Annotated in this window: 13 protein-coding genes; 7 read left to right on the top strand and 6 right to left on the bottom strand. The window is 46.4% G+C overall.

Translation table 11 applies throughout. The features are described 5' to 3' along the window. Window positions 1-148: 148 nt before the first annotated feature. Window positions 149-520 (top strand): arsenate reductase, encoded by a 372-nt coding sequence (locus BTW00_RS04235; protein ID WP_075106374.1) that lies wholly within the window; start codon window positions 149-151, stop codon window positions 518-520. A gap of 22 nt (window positions 521-542) precedes the next feature. Here the strand turns inward: BTW00_RS04235 and BTW00_RS04230 are convergent, their stop codons facing one another. From BTW00_RS04230 to BTW00_RS04205, 6 genes are all read right to left on the bottom strand, one after another. Further along, the gene (locus BTW00_RS04230) at window positions 543-779 is read right to left on the bottom strand and encodes a hypothetical protein (RefSeq protein ID WP_075106373.1); all 237 of its coding nucleotides are present in this window, start codon (window positions 777-779) and stop codon (window positions 543-545) included. A 13-nt stretch (window positions 780-792) separates the two neighbouring features. Next, window positions 793-1710, bottom strand: coding sequence for an acetylglutamate kinase (argB, locus tag BTW00_RS04225; protein ID WP_075106372.1), 918 nt, complete (start codon window positions 1708-1710; stop codon window positions 793-795). A 74-nt stretch (window positions 1711-1784) separates the two neighbouring features. Further along, complete coding sequence (locus tag BTW00_RS04220) at window positions 1785-3632, bottom strand: phosphomannomutase (protein ID WP_075106371.1); 1848 nt, start codon at window positions 3630-3632, stop codon at window positions 1785-1787. A gap of 163 nt (window positions 3633-3795) precedes the next feature. Further along, window positions 3796-4260, bottom strand: coding sequence for a dUTP diphosphatase (gene dut / locus BTW00_RS04215; RefSeq protein WP_075106370.1), 465 nt, complete (start codon window positions 4258-4260; stop codon window positions 3796-3798). 126 nt (window positions 4261-4386) lie between these two features. Beyond that, window positions 4387-5778 (bottom strand): magnesium transporter, encoded by a 1392-nt coding sequence (gene mgtE, locus BTW00_RS04210; RefSeq protein WP_178379252.1) that lies wholly within the window; start codon window positions 5776-5778, stop codon window positions 4387-4389. A 120-nt stretch (window positions 5779-5898) separates the two neighbouring features. Beyond that, window positions 5899-7932, bottom strand: a complete 2034-nt coding sequence (locus BTW00_RS04205) for a UvrD-helicase domain-containing protein (protein WP_075106368.1) — start codon at window positions 7930-7932, stop codon at window positions 5899-5901. An 801-nt stretch (window positions 7933-8733) separates the two neighbouring features. Here BTW00_RS04205 and ndhC point away from each other — a divergent pair. The 6 genes from ndhC (at window position 8734) to nuoG (ending at window position 17297) form a co-directional block, all read left to right on the top strand. Beyond that, window positions 8734-9357, top strand: coding sequence for an NADH-quinone oxidoreductase subunit A (gene ndhC / locus BTW00_RS04200; protein ID WP_075106367.1), 624 nt, complete (start codon window positions 8734-8736; stop codon window positions 9355-9357). Between the two features lie 179 nt (window positions 9358-9536). Beyond that, the gene (locus tag BTW00_RS04195; RefSeq protein ID WP_058024548.1) at window positions 9537-10205 is read left to right on the top strand and encodes an NADH-quinone oxidoreductase subunit B family protein; all 669 of its coding nucleotides are present in this window, start codon (window positions 9537-9539) and stop codon (window positions 10203-10205) included. Between the two features lie 126 nt (window positions 10206-10331). Beyond that, on the top strand, window positions 10332-12107 hold the full coding sequence (gene nuoC / locus BTW00_RS04190; RefSeq protein ID WP_075106366.1) for an NADH-quinone oxidoreductase subunit C/D: 1776 nt from the start codon (window positions 10332-10334) through the stop codon (window positions 12105-12107). Between the two features lie 168 nt (window positions 12108-12275). After that, the gene (nuoE, locus tag BTW00_RS04185) at window positions 12276-12785 is read left to right on the top strand and encodes an NADH-quinone oxidoreductase subunit NuoE (RefSeq protein ID WP_058024550.1); all 510 of its coding nucleotides are present in this window, start codon (window positions 12276-12278) and stop codon (window positions 12783-12785) included. Then, a complete protein-coding gene (gene nuoF / locus BTW00_RS04180) occupies window positions 12782-14206 on the top strand; it encodes an NADH-quinone oxidoreductase subunit NuoF (RefSeq protein WP_075106365.1) in 1425 nt (474 codons plus the stop codon). The genes nuoE and nuoF overlap by 4 nt, the downstream gene beginning before the upstream one ends. 10 nt (window positions 14207-14216) lie before the next feature. After that, window positions 14217-17297 (top strand): NADH-quinone oxidoreductase subunit NuoG, encoded by a 3081-nt coding sequence (gene nuoG, locus BTW00_RS04175; protein WP_075106364.1) that lies wholly within the window; start codon window positions 14217-14219, stop codon window positions 17295-17297. Window position 17298 lies beyond the last annotated feature (1 nt).

The following is a 17298-nucleotide window of genomic DNA, read 5'->3' as shown; positions in this document are numbered from 1 at the left end:
CATAGCGTAATTTGGCAAAAATTGCGACGATATGATGCATTTGCTCATCAGGTTTGACGATTAAAAGTGAGGTATTTTTTATATCCAGTCAGCCTTCGGTATAATAGAAACGTTCACCAGTATTTATGAGTAATGATAAGGAGTCATCATGACCATCACCGTTTACGGCATCAAATCATGTAGCACGATGAAAAAGGCGTTCACTAAGCTAGACGAGCTGGGCGTTAGCTATGAGTTTCATGATTATAAAAAACAAGGTATCGACAAAGAAGCAGTACAGCGCTGGGTAAATAAGCTAGGTATCGACAAAGTGCTTAATAAGCGTGGTACGACATGGCGCAAACTTGATGACGCTCAAAAGCAAGCGGCTGACGCCAGTGTGGACAATGCCATTGAGCTATTGGTTGAAAACACCAGTATGATCAAACGTCCGATTGTGGAAGGTCAATTAGCAGATAAAGATCAGCCGATATTGCTTTGCGGTTTTGATGAAGCGGAGTTTGAGCGCGTGTTTGGTTAAAAACGGGCATAAAGAGCCCGAGCTAATAATAAAACCTTAGCTCAGGCTTAATAACGCCAACAATAAACCAAATCACACTAAAGCCCCAAATAATGAGGACATAGAGGCGGATTTGCTCCGCTGTCCAATCAAGGGCAAACCAGTCAATCATAAAAAACGACTTCCAGCCCTCTATCCAGCGCGCACCGCCGTAGCCAATAATCCACCAGCAATATAGGCTCTCTAAAACAAACAGTAGGCACCACAGCCACAGCGGCATGATTGACTCACTCCTATGATTGGCTCAAAGCGGCGTCTATCTCGCGGCTAATCAGCGTACCAACGCCTTCGTTGGTAAAAATCTCAAGTAGCGTCGCATGCGGCACACGGCCATCGACGATAACGGCACTTTTAACACCGCTACGCACGGCATCAAGCGCACACTGTATTTTGGGAATCATACCGCCTGAGATCGTCCCATCTTCGATTAAAGCATCGACTTTCTTGGGTGTTAGCCCAGTCACTACCTCGCCGTCACGGCCCAATACGCCTTTGATATTGGTCAATAGCATCAGTTTCTCTGCTTGTAAAAACTCAGCCACTTTACCAGCGACTAGGTCTGCATTGATATTATAAGTATTGCCTTCTTTATCGACACCAAGTGGTGCGATAACGGGAATGAAATCAGAGGCAATGAGCATATTGATGACGTCTTTATTGACACTGACTACGTCGCCCACAAATCCTAAATCTACGGGAACCGCGACACCGTCGGTACCGATTTTTTCCATCATCAGTTTTTTGGCTTGAATCAAGTTGGCATCTTTGCCCGTGAGACCAATTGCGCGACCGCCGTGCTTGTTAATCAAGCTAACAATCGATTTGTTGACACTGCCGCCAAGCACCATTTCTACGATATCCATCGTGCTTTTGTCAGTCACACGCATCCCATCGATACGATCAGACTGACGCCCCAGCTCTTTTAGTAAGTTATCAACTTGTGGGCCACCACCATGTACAACGACTGGATGTATACCGACCGTTTTCAGCAAGACGATATCACGAGCAAATGAGCTTTCGAGTTCAGGATCGGTCATGGCATTGCCGCCATATTTCACCACGATGAGTTTATCAACAAAGCGCTGAATATAGGGCAGTGCGGTGGTTAATACTTCAGCGGTGTTTTTGGCGTCATCTAAATTAAGTGTCATTCCTAACTCCTAAAGGGCGGGTTTTAAATGGGTTGTTCTTTTTAGCATATTTAATCGATACAGGTTTAATGCCGTTATTCAGCAGGCATGGCGATAATCTGTGTTGCCAGCTCCGCATCAAATGGGCGACACAACGCGGCAAAAGTCGCTTGAATGTCTTTTAGGTCATCCATGCTGTCACCAGCGAAGCGCGCAGTCAGGCTATTACTGGTATTTGATTGACGCAACACGCCAAATCCGTGCGCAAAATCCAAGCGGACACCATCAATGCAGCTAAGTCTAGTGCCTGCTGGCAATAAAGACTTGGCTTGTTCGACAGCTATATGGGATCTGATAGTGGAGCAATTACAGACTGGTGACGCACATAAAGCAGTTGGTAGATTAGCGGCGTCTAGTCGGTAATCAGAAATATCAAACGAATCAGCATGAGTCGTCACGCTTGCTAGGTCTTGCAAGTAGGTACAAACCCTCGTTAATTGCTCCATGATTGAGCAATCTGTCCTAGCAGTCTGCGGCACCGGCAAATAATGATCTGCTGTACTGACCATGGCGGGCAAGCGTTGGAGAATATCTGATAGTGCATTTTTATCATCTAAGATATTACGAGACTTGACAAACCAATGCAGTAAGCGCAATGCAGCATATATGGCATCATCATAAGGGATAAAGCGGCCATCATTAAAAATAAAATGCCCTGATAGCTCACCTGCAAAGACAATTTGACTATCAGGATGCTGTACCTGTTGGCGCATAAAGCTGCTACCGGTTTTGCTAATCACTGGCATCGCGCCAAGATCCGCCAGTAGCTTTGGCAGATGATGCGCGCATTTAATATCAAATAGCACCTCAGACGCTAAGGAGCTGGTCAAAGAATCCGGACGCTCTGTAATGGCAATGCGTGCTAACAAGTAGAGTAGGTGATCAGGCATGACCACTTTGCCGTTATTATCAACGATCATCAAACGATCACCATCACCATCAAATGCTAAACCAATATCGGCACAATGAGAAGCAACAGCTTGCTGCAGCGCTGTTAGACGGTTGGGCTCGGCTGGATCAGGATTACCAAGAGGAAAGCTGCCATCTGGCGTGTCATTGAGCACAATAACATGCTGGCAAAAACGGTCAAATAAGCGCTGAGTGATGTTGCCAGTGGCACCGTGCATACAATCAATAACCACAACCAAATCAAGCTTAGACGCTGTTTTTCGGTTGTTTGTAGGTGCTGTCTGATTATCCTGAGTCAACTGGCAAAAGACTTGCTCAATAGCCGCGATATAGACATCTGCTACTTGCTTGGCAGGCAGCTCTTTAAGCAAAGCTCTAGACAGTTCAGTATTGCTGCTAATATTTATATAGTGTGAGTCTGGTTCTGAGTCTAAAGTTGCTTGCTCGACCTGATTTTTAGATAAGTAATGAGTATGAGAGATTAATTGTTGATAAAGGGCTTGTATCTCTAAGCTACTAGGAGATTTATGATTGACCAGCCACTTGATACCCAATATGTCTTTGGCAGAGTGGCTGGCGGTTACAATAATGCCATGACCTTGATACTGCTTTGCCCAAAACGCCATCATGGGTGTGGTAACAAGACCGAGCTGGATAACGCATAAACCCTGTTGGGCTAATACAGTAGAGAGTGTACGTGCAATCGATTCGCTGCCATGACGCATGTCATAGCCAATAACGACGATAATTTCGGCTGATATATTCTGTTGGAAGTTAACGTTGTTATTGGGAGGGCAAGTAACATCAGTAGCAGCATGGGCATTACTATTTTTTGTGAATTGGCTGCGTTGAGGGCCATAGAGCTGAGCAAAACGATGGCCCAGCGCTTGTACAAACTCATCGGTGAAATGCGTGTTTGTACCACGGATGTCATAAGCACGAAATAAGGATTGCTGCGCCGCAAAAGATGGCATGGCTTATTCTCCTTATTGACGTGGTAAATAGGTGATTATGAATACAAAATGGACAGCGCAATATTCTATTAATGTAAAAAATAAATTCTAATCGCTATCTTGGTTACGATTTGGCTTAGTGACGACCTAAGTCGCTGTCCAAAACTTACTTGCCAATGAGTAGTTACTGACGACCCGAATGCCCGAATCCGCCTGCACCGCGTACGCTTTTGTCACTGAACTCTGTGACCACTTCAAACTCAGGACGGGCAACAGGCACCACGATATACTGTGCCATGCGATCGCTTGGATTGAGAACAAAGTCATTCTCACTACGGTTCCAGATGCTAACCATCAGCTCACCCTGATAGTCGGCATCAATCAGCCCAACCAAGTTACCTAAGACGATGCCGTGCTTATGACCAAGGCCTGAGCGCGGTAGAATCATGCCTGCATAGTTAGGGTCTTGAATATAAACGGCAAGGCCCGTACCTATCAAGTGAGTTTCGCCTGCTTTGATCGTTAAAGGCTCATCAATACAAGCACGTAAGTCGATACCAGCACTGCCATCGGTAGCGCGAGTGGGTAGAGAAAACGCGTCATCTTCAGTAATTTTAGGGTTGACTACTTTCACTTGTACAGCTTGCATAACACACTCACTTAACGATTTAGAAGTTTTATAAATTAAGACTATTTAACAATATTTTATAAACAACAATGATATATAAATAGCAATGCTGTGTTTTTATTGGATACTTTATCATCCAGCAATTCACTAGAGTATTAACACACTCGCCAAGCCTAAAAATGACATAAAACCGACAATATCTGTAACAGTGGTTAGAATCACTGAGGCGGATAGTGCAGGATCGATATTCATACGTTTTAGCATCAGCGGTATACTAATTCCCGAGACATTCGCCGCCGTCATGTTGATCGCAATGGCAAAGCCAATGACAGCACTAATTTCGATGTCATGAAACCATAATTGGGCAATAAATGCCATGATTATCGCCCAAATGATACCGTTTATCGCGCCAACCCACAGCTCTTTATTAAGGAGCCAGACTCGGTTAGAACCACCGATTTGACCCATTGCCATACCGCGGATAACGACGGTCAAGGTTTGCGAGCCTGCAATACCGCCCATACTAGCGACCACAGGCATCAATATCGCCAGCGCCACCACTTCTGCCAACACTTCCTCGAACTGTCCAATCACTGCTGCTGCTAAAAGCGCGGTGCAGAGGTTAATGCCCAACCAGACACTACGGCTTTTGGCACTAGTTAGAATAGGCGCGAACAGCTCTTCATCTTGGCTAACACCAGCAAGATTTTTCATAGTGCTATCGACATCATCTTGGATAATCTCCATGATGTCTTCGCCATTTAGCTGTCCAACCAGCTCGCCGTAGCTGTTCGTCACGGGCGCAAAGCGGATATCTTCTGAGCGAAAAATTGCCGCGGCATCTTGGATATCTAGGCGATCATTAATGGTGATAGCCGTATCAATCAGTTCTGAGACCAGCGTATTTTGGTCATGTTTAATCAGATCTACCAGACTCAATAGCCCAAGTAATTGCTGGCTTTGATCGACCACGAGTAGCTCTTGGCTTTCGTCATCGAGTAGATCCTCGTTTTCGCGTAGCCAATCCTGTACATCCGCCAGACAGATATCATCCCGTATTTGGATAATATCGGGATCCATGTAGCTCCCAACTTCCCAGTCATCATACGTATCAAGTTTATTGACTTGGACGCGCGTTTCTTCATCGAGCGTTGCCATGACTGAGGTACGTACGCTCTCAGTGACAGTATCCAAAATCTCAGAGATGTCTTGGGCATCAAGATCTTGGGTAAATAGCGATATTTCTTGAGAAGAAATATTCTCCAGCAATGGCTGGCGGGTATCGTACTCGAGCTCAGCAAGTACCTCACCTTTAATGCTCTCTGGTACTTGCTCCCAGATGAGTAGGCGGTTTTGAGTCGGGAAAGACTCTAGTAGGCTTGCAATTTCATACTCAGACTGCTTTTCTAAAAACTCTGTAATCGCCTCATATGCTTTATCAGCAACCAAATCCTGCAAATACAGCAGTTTATATTCGGCACTATATTCAGCCGGATTATAATCTCCTGATAGCACTGATGGTCGTTCCTGATCGGGCATCGAGGTAGGCATAAGGATTCCAATATCTTTTATAAAGTGTTAATAATAGCAAATGGCAAAGCGTCGGGTTAGCGTTTGCCGAGTCAGTTCTTTTTGGCATCAGCACTGTCAATATTGATGTTAGCGCTTACCCAATAAAGCGCGAATATTGGCTAAATACTCATCAGCGACCGCTTCTGGGTCTTTGGTGGCTTTTTTCTTTTTGGCCTTGGCGGGCCAGTCAACATGATCTTCAGGTAGCTCGTCCAAAAACCGTGATTCTGAGGTCACGCGCATTTGACCACCAGCACGGCGCTGGGTTGCCAGTGTCAGTGTCAGCTCACGGCGCGCACGGGTGATGCCCACGTACATGAGGCGACGCTCTTCTTCGATCGTCTCACTCATAATAGAGTTACGATGTGGCAGCATTTCTTCCTCAAGCCCCATGATATAGACAAAGTCAAACTCTAGACCTTTTGCAGCATGTAAGGTCATTAGATTGACTTTGTTGGTGTTTTCTTCTTCTTGCTGCTGCTCAAGCATGTCTAGCAAGACCAGCTTACGAATGATGGTATCAATCGTGCGGTCTTCGTCTTCTTCCGCGCGATTAATGAGCGATTGGATACTGGTATAGAGCATATCGATATTATCAATACGGTTTTTTTCTTGCTGCGGGGTTTTGGCATCGCTACGGACAAAATCAATATAGCCCGTCTCATCAATCATTTGGCGTACGATTGGCACAGGATCAGGGTGTTGATCGAGCTCACGTGTATAGTGCTCGATGAACTCGCCAAACTCTTTGATCGTGCCATACGCTTTTGACGGCAACACATGAGCCAAGCCGGCATGAGTACAAGAAGCCAGTAGCGAGATACTATGCTCTTGAGCAAATAAGCCAAGCTTTTCTAGCGTGGCAGGTCCCATACCACGCTTGGGTGTATTGATAATACGCAAAAACGCGCTGTCATCTTCAGGGTTCAAAATCAGGCGTAGATAGCCCATGATGTCTTTGATTTCACTACGCGCAAAGAACGATTGACCGCCCGATAACTTATAGGGTACTTGTAGCTGGCGCAATTGTGCCTCAAGCATTCGTGCCTGAAAGTTACTGCGGTAGAGTACTGCATACTGCTCCCACTCATTACCAAAACGCAATTTGTGCGTGACGATTTCTTTGGCGACGCGCTCAGACTCATCGTCATCATTACGGCAGTTGATAATCCGAATTTTTTCGCCTTGACCTTTATCTGACCATAGTTTCTTTTCGAATAAATGCTCGTTGTTCAGAATAACGGCATTGGCAGAGGTCAAAATACGGGTAGTTGAACGGTAATTTTGCTCAAGCATGACGATTTTTAGTTTTGGGAAATCTTCTTTTAGCAGTGCCATGTTTTCAGGCTTCGCCCCGCGCCACGCATAGATAGATTGGTCATCATCACCCACCACGGTAAAACGACCTTGCGGACCAACCAAATGCTTAATCATTTCATACTGGGCGGTATTGGTATCTTGATACTCATCGACCAATAGATAACGAATACGGTTTTGCCATTTGTCTCGCAGCTCTCTATTTTCACGCAAGATTTTGGTCGGCAGTACAATCAAGTCATCAAAATCGACGGCATTATACGCACGCAAGTTACGCTCATAAAGGGCGTACAAGGTCGCAAAAATCATGTCTTCTGGATCGTCTAACGTCTCCATCGCCTTGTCAGGCTCAATCAAATCGTTTTTCCAATCAGAGATCATTTTGATGGCTTTACCAACCAGCTCACGACTTTCAGCACCACTTAAGTTGTCGCGCATCATCAGCTCCATCAAGAGGCGCTTACTATCATCGCTGTCCATGATAGAGAAGTTGCCTTTTAGCGGCGTATGCATCAGCTCATAGCGCAAAAACTGGAGACCAAATTGGTGAAAGGTCGATACAGTCAAGCCGCGCGTTTTTTCGCTTGGGAGCAGTTTGCTCACACGGGCTTTCATTTCACGTGCCGCCTTATTAGTAAAGGTCACGGCAGTGATGCGCTCAGCTGGCATGTCGCACTCTTGAATCAGATACGCAATTTTACGCGTGATCACCGAGGTCTTACCGGAGCCAGCACCTGCGAGCACAAGTAGTGGGCCGGATACGTAGAGCATGGCTTCTTGTTGTTTGGGATTGAGTTGACTCATAACGTGACCTGTAAGACAAAAGCAAAAAGAGGGTAGCGCTGATATAGCACAAGTAGATGAACGCGGTGCGTACCACCAAAATTGATATCGTAGTGATATCTTAATAATGTTTGTTATAAGGATAATAGAATTTAAGGTTTGATGATGACATATCGTAAAATTAGGTGGGTCATTATAAAGCAAAAACGGTCACTTTGGGGGAGGAGTTGGGTGATGAAAATAGGGTATGAGCGCACTTGATTTTTGGTAAATAGCGTGACAGCGTTTGCGCATCGAACAAAGCATGGATTTGGGGTTAATATAAGGTAACGTCTATATCATAATTTTTGGTAAAAAAAACACATTTTGTTTCATAGAAAATGACCGTCGAATACAGTTAAAAACTAGCTTTTAGGCACTGATATGCGTATAGTACATAAATAATTTATGCCAGTTGTCACGTCATTATTAACAACGTGTAATGAGCTATTAAATCAATTAAGTACGCAGTCAGATATGATATTGATTTAATACGTTGATCTTACGTTGTTAGAAGATGCGTTGGGCGACCAGCCTTTATCCGCGTGCATGCCGGAATCTCTACCGTTGGTCAGGTCTGACATCGTCGTTAATAAGCTTGATAATTGGTTATTACCAGCAAAATACCTAACATGTGACTCAATGACAGTTACTTAAACACAGTGTCAGTGAATGACATTTGCTTTGTGTTTTCGTCTGCGTTATACCTGTCGTGAGGCGGCCTTAGTGGGTCAGTGCCTGCGCTGTGTCTAACACTCGATTGGGTGAGGAGCACGTATTATCATGTCTGCTTTTAATTGGTCAGCAGTTGCTTTTATCTTAGCCGCCATTGGGCTAGTTGTCTTTATGCTGGTGGTACCGCGTTTACTTGGCGGTCGCTCTCAAGGCTTACAAAAAGAAGAGATATTTGAAGCGGGTGTTGTCGGATCTGGCAACGCCCGTATTCGTTTGTCTGCTAAATTCTATTTGGTCGCGATTTTCTTTGTGATTTTCGATTTAGAGGCGCTGTATCTCTACGCGTATTCTGTGTCAGTACGAGAGGCCGGCTGGCTTGGTTTTGCCGCTGCTGCTACCTTTATCACTATTCTGATTATCGGTTTGATTTATGAGCTGAGCTTGGGTGCGATGAACTGGGCACCTGCTGACAAGCTGCGTAAAAAGGCACGCTTATATGCCGCGCCTGCTGGCTTTAACTTAGCAGATATCACCAAGTTTGATGGTGCTCATGAGCTGATGGTCGATCCTACTGGTAAAGTACCCGCACAATCATCCGGTCAAATCAATGTCTCAAACAATATCGAAGCCAATCGCCGTCATCTACAAAACATCGATCATATTAATACCACAGGTAATGTGACGTCTGTGGACTTTGCGACGTCTAGTCAAAAAGATAAAGCTGCGCGTTAATGCCAGTTGATGGTTTTAGCGGCTAGGTTTTTTTGTAAAGGACAGGCAGCAAGATATAAAGACACCAGTCTGTTTATATCGATGATCGCTGATGATTAGCCACTTATTAATAATAAAATTATGGCGACAGCGCGAGCAAGATGATTGCCACGCCAAGCCTAATATGAAGGTTGTATGTTATGAAATACACATTAACAAAAGCCAACCCTGATGCAGATACCTACCCTGCACAGACCCGCCAAACGGTCAATGATCCTATCGAAGATGAAGTCAATAAAAACGTCTTTATGGGTCGTCTCGAAGACCTCGTTCATTCGACAGCAAACTGGGGGCGCAAGCACTCGCTCTGGCCATTTAACTTTGGTACGTCTTGCTGTTATGTTGAATACGCCACTACCTTAACCGCCGTTCATGATTTGTCACGCTTTGGGGCAGAGGTTATCCGTGCCTCACCCCGTCAGGCAGACGTCATGATCGTTGCTGGTACATGTTTTGTCAAAATGGCCCCTGTTATTCAGCGTCTTTATGAGCAAATGCTTGAGCCAAAATGGGTCATCTCTATGGGTGCTTGTGCCAACTCAGGCGGCATGTATGACATCTATTCTGTCGTACAAGGGGTGGATAAAGTGATCCCTGTCGATGTGTATGTGCCAGGCTGTCCGCCGCGTCCAGAAGCATTGATTCAAGGCTTGATGTTGCTACAAGAATCTATCACCAAAGAGCGTCGTCCGCTGGGCATCCATGTCAATGAGCAGGGTATCTATCAACCGCAGATGACCCCTGAGCGTGACCGTAAACAAGCAGATCGTATCGCTGTAAAAAACCTGCGCAGCCCAGACAGCATCTAAGTTTAGATAGCATGTAGATTTAGCAACCTCAATATTTTATGCGCTCATCATGGTTTGGTTATGACTGACATAGCTTCACTGTGATTGACATCGCTCAGTTATGATTAATGAAGGAATACATCATTCATGGTCACGGTAGTCGAAAACACAGATCCTAAGATCAAGCCCGTCCCAGCCGTCATCACAGAGCTGGAGCAAAAGTATGCTGGTAAATTTGTCGTACAGCACACTGTGGATGAGATTCCAACAGTCTGGGTGGCGCGTGCAGATTTATTAGACGTGCTTTTATTTTTGCGCAAACTGCCCAAGCCCTACGTCATGCTATTTGACTTGTCAGCGATAGATGAGCGCTTGCGTCAGCATCGTGCAGGGTTACCTGACAGTGACTTTACGGTGTTTTATCACCTGATGTCGCTTGAGCGCAATAGTGATATACGTGTCAAGGTCGCACTGAGCGAAGATGAGCTCAATGTCCCAAGCTCGACCAATATTTGGCCAAATGCCAACTGGTATGAGCGCGAAGTGTGGGACATGTTCGGTATTGTCTTTACAGGTCATCCGCATTTGACCCGTATTTTATTGCCAAAATACTGGGAAGGTCATCCACTGCGTAAAGAATATCATGCGCGTGCGACGGAATTTACCCCGTATTTCTTGAATACTGCCAAGCAGCAATATGAGCAAGAAAACCTACGTTTTGTCCCAGAAGAGTGGGGCATGAAGCGCTCAGGTCGTGACGAAGACTTTATGTTCTTGAACATCGGTCCTAACCACCCCTCCGCTCACGGTGCGTTTCGCTTGGTACTACAGCTAGATGGCGAGGAAGTCGTCGACTGTATCCCTGATATTGGCTATCACCATCGCGGCGCAGAAAAGATGGCTGAGCGCCAGACATGGCACTCATTCATCCCTTATACCGACCGTATCGATTATCTAGGCGGTGTGATGAATGAGCTGCCTTATATCATGTCAGTCGAAAAGCTTGCAGGCATTACCGTCCCACCTCGCGCCGAGACTATCCGTGTGATGATGAGCGAGTTTTTCCGAATCACCAACAATTTGCTATACGTCGGTACATTCATTCAGGATGCAGGTGGTATGACCCCTGTATTTTATATGTTTACCGATCGCCAAAAAGCCTATGACGTCATCGAAGCCGTGACAGGCTACCGTATGCATCCAGCTTGGTTCCGTATCGGTGGTACGGCGGCTGACTTGCCGCGCGGTTGGCAGCGTTTGGTGCGTGAGTTCTTAGATTGGATGCCAAAACGCTTGGACGAATATGTCAAAGCAGCATTACAAAACAGCGTGCTCAAAGGCCGTACTCAAGGGGTTGCTCAGTACAATGCCAAGCAAGCACTTGCTTGGGGCGTGACGGGCGCTGGTCTGCGCGCGACAGGCGTGGATTTTGATCTACGTAAAGCACGTCCATACATGGGCTATGAGAATTACGATTTTGAAGTGCCAGTTGGTTACAACGGTGACGCTTATGATCGCTGTATGGTCAAAGTTGAAGAGATGCGTCAGTCATTACGTATCATTCGTCAATGTATGGACAATATGCCACAAGGTCCTTACAAAGCGGATCATCCACTGGCCGTACCACCGCCAAAAGACCGTACGCTAAATGATATTGAGACATTGATTAATCATTTTATCTCAGTATCCTGGGGTCCTGTGATGCCAGCAGGTGAATGTACGACGATCGTCGAGGCGACCAAAGGTCTGAACAGTTATTACATCACCTCAGACAAGGCCACGATGAGCTATCGTACCCGTATTCGTACACCGACATTTGCGCATTTACAGCAGATGCCATCGGTCATTAATGGCTCACTGGTTTCTGATGCCATTATGTATTTGGCATCGATTGATATTGTGATGGCGGACTGCGATCGTTAAGATTTTGATCTTTAAGGCTAAAGCCGCTGCTTCAAAAGTATTTGTTCATCAATATATTATTGCCTGATGGCACACCAAAATGCCGTCGCTTGTCGATATAACCACGGTTTTAAGCAGACTGATATTGGCTTGTGATAGAGCAGGATGAGTGAGGAAAGACAGAAGATTATGAAAATTGTTTCCGACAAAATGCCAAAAGTAGATGTGGAAAGCATCCTCACCACTGAGGAAATCGCTGCCATTCATGAGTTTATGCATCATTATCCGCAGGCGCGTGCTGCCTCATTAGATGCGCTAAAAATTGTGCAAAAGCGCAACGGCTGGGTCGATGATGCGCAAGCAAACGCTATTGCCAACATCCTAGACATCCCGATGTCAGACATGGATGGGGTCGCCACTTTCTTTAACCGTATCTATCGCCAGCCTGTCGGTCGCCATGTGATTCTCATCTGTGACTCCGTGGCTTGTTATTTGACAGGTTATGAAGCGCTGTCAGCTGAGATCAGATCACAGCTGGGTATTGAGTATGGTCAGACAACTGCTGATGGACGTTTTACGCTATTGCCAATTTGCTGCTTGGGCAACTGTGACAAGGGACCAGCGGTACTGATTGATGAAGACACTTACGGCCCTGTCCAGCCATCTGAGGTCGCGCAATTATTGGAGCTATACGCATGAGTTTAACGATTTCAGAGCAAATTGCTCGTCGCGGTCAAGGCCAAGCGCCAAGCCAGCTAAATGCACAGCGTGTTCCAATCTATGGTGATAAAGCGACAGCCACTAGCGAAACCAAGCCATTGACGTGGCGTTTGGCGCATCATGATGCGGTGCTTGATTTAGCCACTTATGAGTCTCTAAAAGGCTTCACTGGTCTAAAAGAAGCGCTATCTAAATCGCCTAAAGACGTCGGCAATATGATTAAAGCGGCCAATGTTCGAGGTCGCGGTGGTGCGGGTTTTAACGCGGGTCTAAAGTGGTCATTTATGTCGCCGCCGGATGGTTTGCCACGTTATCTCATCTGTAATGCGGATGAAATGGAGCCGGGTACGTTTAAAGATCGTTTACTCATGGAGCGTCTACCTTTTCAGCTGATCGAAGGTATGCTCATTACCGCTCATGCGATTGGTGCTACTGACGGTTATATCTTTATCCGCGGTGAGTATATCTTGGCCGCTGAGCGTTTGGTCGCTGCTATCGATGAGTGCCTAGCCAATAATCTGATGGGCGACAATATTCTAGGCTCAGATTTTAGCTTTAATTTGCACGTGCATACTGGCGCTGGACGTTATATTTGCGGTGAAGAAACGGCACTGATTAACTGTCTAGAAGGCCGCCGCGCCAACCCCCGTACCAAGCCGCCGTTCCCACAAATCTCTGGGGCATGGGGTCGTCCAACGGTAGTTAACAACGTTGAGACTCTATGCAATATGCCAGCGATTTTGAATCACGGCGTTGAGTGGTATCAGTCGTTATCTGAAATCAAAGGCAAAAGTAAAACGCCAGGCACCAAATTATTTGGCTGTTCAGGCTTGGTCAATGATCCAGGTCTCTGGGAGTTACCCTTTGGTTATACCGCTCGCGAAATCATTGAAGATTTAGCGGGTGGCATGAAAGATGGTAAAACGCTCAAAGCTTGGCTACCAGGCGGCGCCTCGACTGACTTTTTAACTGCAGAACATTTGGATGTGGTTGTAGATTTTGACACCATTCAAGAAGCGGGTAGCCGTATGGGTACTGGGCTTATCATGGTCGTCGATGAATCACAAGACATGGTGCCGTTACTTCGTAACCTTGAGATTTTCTTTCAGCGTGAGTCATGCGGCTGGTGTACACCGTGTCGTGATGGTCTACCGTGGGGCGTCAAATTGCTGACCGCTATCAATAACGGTGAGGGACAAGTGGGCGATGTCGAAAAACTAGAGGGTCTGACGCGTGATTTATGGATTGGCAAGACGTTTTGTGCCCATGCACCAGGTGCGGTAGAACCCCTCATGAGTGCGATTAAATATTTCCGTCCAGAGTTTGATCAAAAAATCGCGCAGGCGGTTGGTGTCGATGTGATTGATGCGGCAGCCAACCAACAGCCAGCAGTGAAATAAGGAGAGCGGCATGGCAGTCATACATATTGATGGAACCACTGTCGAAGTAGATAGCAGCGACAACTTACTACAAGCCTGCTTATCACTCGGCATTGATGTGCCGTATTTTTGTTATCATCCAGCCCTTGGCTCAGTCGGCTCATGTCGTCAGTGCGCGGTCAAGCAATTCCAGAATAAAGACGATATGGAAGCAGGTCGTGGTCGTCTGGTCATGTCATGTATGGTCGCTCCTGGCGATGATATGTACATCTCTGTGACGGACGATGAAGCCAAAGCATTCCGCAAGTCGATGGTTGAGCTACTCATGACCAACCATCCGCATGACTGTCCAACCTGTGAAGAGGGCGGACATTGTCATTTGCAGGACATGACGTATATGTCAGGTCATAGCCGCCGTCGCTATCGCTTTACCAAACGCACGCACCACAACCAAGAGCTTGGGCCATTCATCGCGCATGAGATGAACCGTTGTATCGCTTGCTATCGCTGTGTACGTTTCTATAAAGACTACGCGGGCGGCGAGGATTTGGGCGTTTATGGCTCAAACAACCGCGTTTACTTTGGCCGTGATAAAGATGGTCAGTTTGAAAGCGAATTTTCAGGCAACTTAACCGAAGTTTGCCCAACCGGTGTGTTTACTGATAAAACCCACTCTGAGCGCTACAACCGTAAATGGGACATGCAGTATGCGCCAAGCATCTGTCATGGTTGCTCGGCTGGTTGTAATATTTCACCGGGCGAGCGTTATGGTGAATTACGTCGTATCGAAAACCGCTACAACGGTGAAGTAAACCGCTATTTCTTATGTGACCGTGGCCGCTTTGGTTATGGCTATGTCAATCGTGATGATCGTCCAACCCAAGCGCTTGAACGTATCAATGATAAGCATGTCAAAATCAATATTGACTACGCACTTGATGAAACCATCAAACGTATCAAAGATAAAAAAGTTATCGGGATTGGCTCACCACGTGCCAGCTTAGAGACCAACTTTGCGCTAAAAAATCTGGTCGGCTTTGATAATTTCTCAACAGGTCTGAACCATCAGCAGCAAGCACTGGTCAATAAGTGCATCGAAGTGCTTAGCACTGAAGGCATTTATAACCCTAGCATGACTGATATCGAGACGCATGATGCAGTGCTCGTATTAGGTGAAGACATCACGCAAACGTCATCACGTGTCGCGCTGTCAGTACGTCAAGCCGCAAAAAATGAAGGTTTGAAAATGGCAGCGGCGCTGCAAACGCAACCTTGGCTTGCTGAACCCGTCAAACGTATCGCTCAAGATGCGCTAAGCCCAGTCTATGTCATCGATGTAACCCAAACCAAGCTAGAAGACATCAGTAAAGTGAGCGTAGTGGCGACCCCTGAAGACATCACTAAACTTGGCTTCAAAGTCGCTGATGAGATTGCGAGCTTCGCTGATGACTTAGCAGACATAGCAGATCCACAAGCAGCTGAACAAAATGCTGATGCTAGTACTGAGACTGATGGTATGCAAGCGTTGGCCAAACAAATCGCTTATGACTTGATTCAAGCTGATAAGCCGTTAGTTGTCTCGGGTAGCAGCTTGTCTTCTACCGCACTCATAGAGGCGGCGGCGCAGATTACCCAAGCGTTGACCCAAAAACGTGCAGCAATCAAAGCGACTGAGCAGCAGCAGGTTGAGGCACATAATGCCAAAGTACAGGCAGCGCAAGCGAAAGCGGCTAATGACCAACCTGAAGAAGACCAAGATTTATCTGCTAAGCCAAACAAACTGGAAACGGGCGTAAATACAGAAGCGCAGGATAATGTCGAACGCGCACCTGCTGAAAACCTTGAGTTAAAAGAAGTGAACGCACAGTATCAGGCACAGGCAGGTATCTATCTAACGGTTCCTGATGCCAATAGCATGGGCGTTTGTATGCTTGGCGGTCAGTCAGTTGAAGAGCTGCTAGCCACTGATTACGATGTGGTTGTGGTTGCAGAAAACCAGCTAACAGATGCGATTGATGCCAATAAATTGACACAGCTACTGACTGATAAAACGGTCATTGCGTTAGATCATCAGCTGCTTGATTGGCATAAGGACGTCGATATTGTATTGCCAGCGGCTAGCTTTGCAGAAGCGGATGGCACATTGATATCAGCTGAAGGTCGTGCGCAGCGTTTCTTCCAAGTTTATGATAACGAATACTACCATCCGATGAGCAGTATTAAAGAAGGCTGGCGCTGGATACATGCTGTGCATAGCAGTATTGAAGGTCGTGATGTCGACTGGACGCAGCTAGATGATGTTATCAATGCACTGATCGCCACCCATCCTAAGCTTGCAGGTATCAAAGGCGCTGCGCCTGAAGCGGACTACCGTATGACTGGTCTGAAAATCGCGCGTCAACCGCGCCGTTACTCAGGTCGTACTGCTATGCGTGCGCCAATCTCAGTCCATGAGCCGATGCAGCCAAAAGATTTGGACACTGGTTTGACCTTCTCAATGGAAGGTTATAGCGGTAAAGAATCACCAAGCTCGATGATTCCTTTTGCCAATGCGGCAGGTTGGAACTCACCACAAGCATGGAACAAATACCAAGACAAAGTCGGCGGACATCTGAAAAATGGTGATCCAGGGGTGCGTTTGTTCGATCAGCTAGAGCGTCTAGCTACTCGTCAATATGTGACGCCAGAAGCCATGTCTTCGAATACAACTGACTTACAGCAAGGCCAAGCGAAGCTAGTACCGATTCATAATATCTATGCCAGCTCAATGATGGCATCACGTAGCCCAATCGTCGCAGAGCAACTGCCAGTTGCAGCATGGCGTATCGGTATAGATGATGCCAAAGACTGGAATATTGCTGCTGGTGATTACTTGGCGATTGAAATTGACAAGCAACAAATCACCTTGCCAGTACAGCTGGTTGGTTATTTGGCAGAAGGTTGTATCGGTTACCCAGTCGGTCAGGTGAGTATCATCCATCCATCAATGCCAGCGTCGGTACGGAAAGTAGATGCACCAGTAACGATGATGGGTAGCATGGCTAACGATATGATGAACAATAACGACACAGCGCAAATGAACGCAGCGCCGACCACCACACAGGAGGTGTAAT

This window comes from Psychrobacter sp. C 20.9 (genome assembly GCF_001921765.1).
In the GTDB taxonomy this organism is placed as follows: Bacteria; Pseudomonadota; Gammaproteobacteria; order Pseudomonadales; family Moraxellaceae; genus Psychrobacter; species Psychrobacter piscatorii_B.
Note: the sequence above shows the minus strand (reverse complement) of the source record. Positions and strands in the feature narration are given on the sequence as shown.

What these genes read in the sequence shown, in the direction of transcription:
- BTW00_RS04235 (WP_075106374.1), top strand. Translation starts at nt 149, where the DNA reads ATGACCATCACCGTTTACGGCATCAAATCATGTAGCACGATGAAAAAG.
- BTW00_RS04230 (WP_075106373.1), bottom strand. Translation starts at nt 779, where the DNA reads ATGCCGCTGTGGCTGTGGTGCCTACTGTTTGTTTTAGAGAGCCTATAT.
- argB (WP_075106372.1), bottom strand. Translation starts at nt 1,710, where the DNA reads ATGACACTTAATTTAGATGACGCCAAAAACACCGCTGAAGTATTAACC.
- BTW00_RS04220 (WP_075106371.1), bottom strand. Translation starts at nt 3,632, where the DNA reads ATGCCATCTTTTGCGGCGCAGCAATCCTTATTTCGTGCTTATGACATC.
- dut (WP_075106370.1), bottom strand. Translation starts at nt 4,260, where the DNA reads ATGCAAGCTGTACAAGTGAAAGTAGTCAACCCTAAAATTACTGAAGAT.
- mgtE (WP_178379252.1), bottom strand. Translation starts at nt 5,778, where the DNA reads ATGCCCGATCAGGAACGACCATCAGTGCTATCAGGAGATTATAATCCG.
- BTW00_RS04205 (WP_075106368.1), bottom strand. Translation starts at nt 7,932, where the DNA reads ATGAGTCAACTCAATCCCAAACAACAAGAAGCCATGCTCTACGTATCC.
- ndhC (WP_075106367.1), top strand. Translation starts at nt 8,734, where the DNA reads ATGTCTGCTTTTAATTGGTCAGCAGTTGCTTTTATCTTAGCCGCCATT.
- BTW00_RS04195 (WP_058024548.1), top strand. Translation starts at nt 9,537, where the DNA reads ATGAAATACACATTAACAAAAGCCAACCCTGATGCAGATACCTACCCT.
- nuoC (WP_075106366.1), top strand. Translation starts at nt 10,332, where the DNA reads ATGGTCACGGTAGTCGAAAACACAGATCCTAAGATCAAGCCCGTCCCA.
- nuoE (WP_058024550.1), top strand. Translation starts at nt 12,276, where the DNA reads ATGAAAATTGTTTCCGACAAAATGCCAAAAGTAGATGTGGAAAGCATC.
- nuoF (WP_075106365.1), top strand. Translation starts at nt 12,782, where the DNA reads ATGAGTTTAACGATTTCAGAGCAAATTGCTCGTCGCGGTCAAGGCCAA.
- nuoG (WP_075106364.1), top strand. Translation starts at nt 14,217, where the DNA reads ATGGCAGTCATACATATTGATGGAACCACTGTCGAAGTAGATAGCAGC.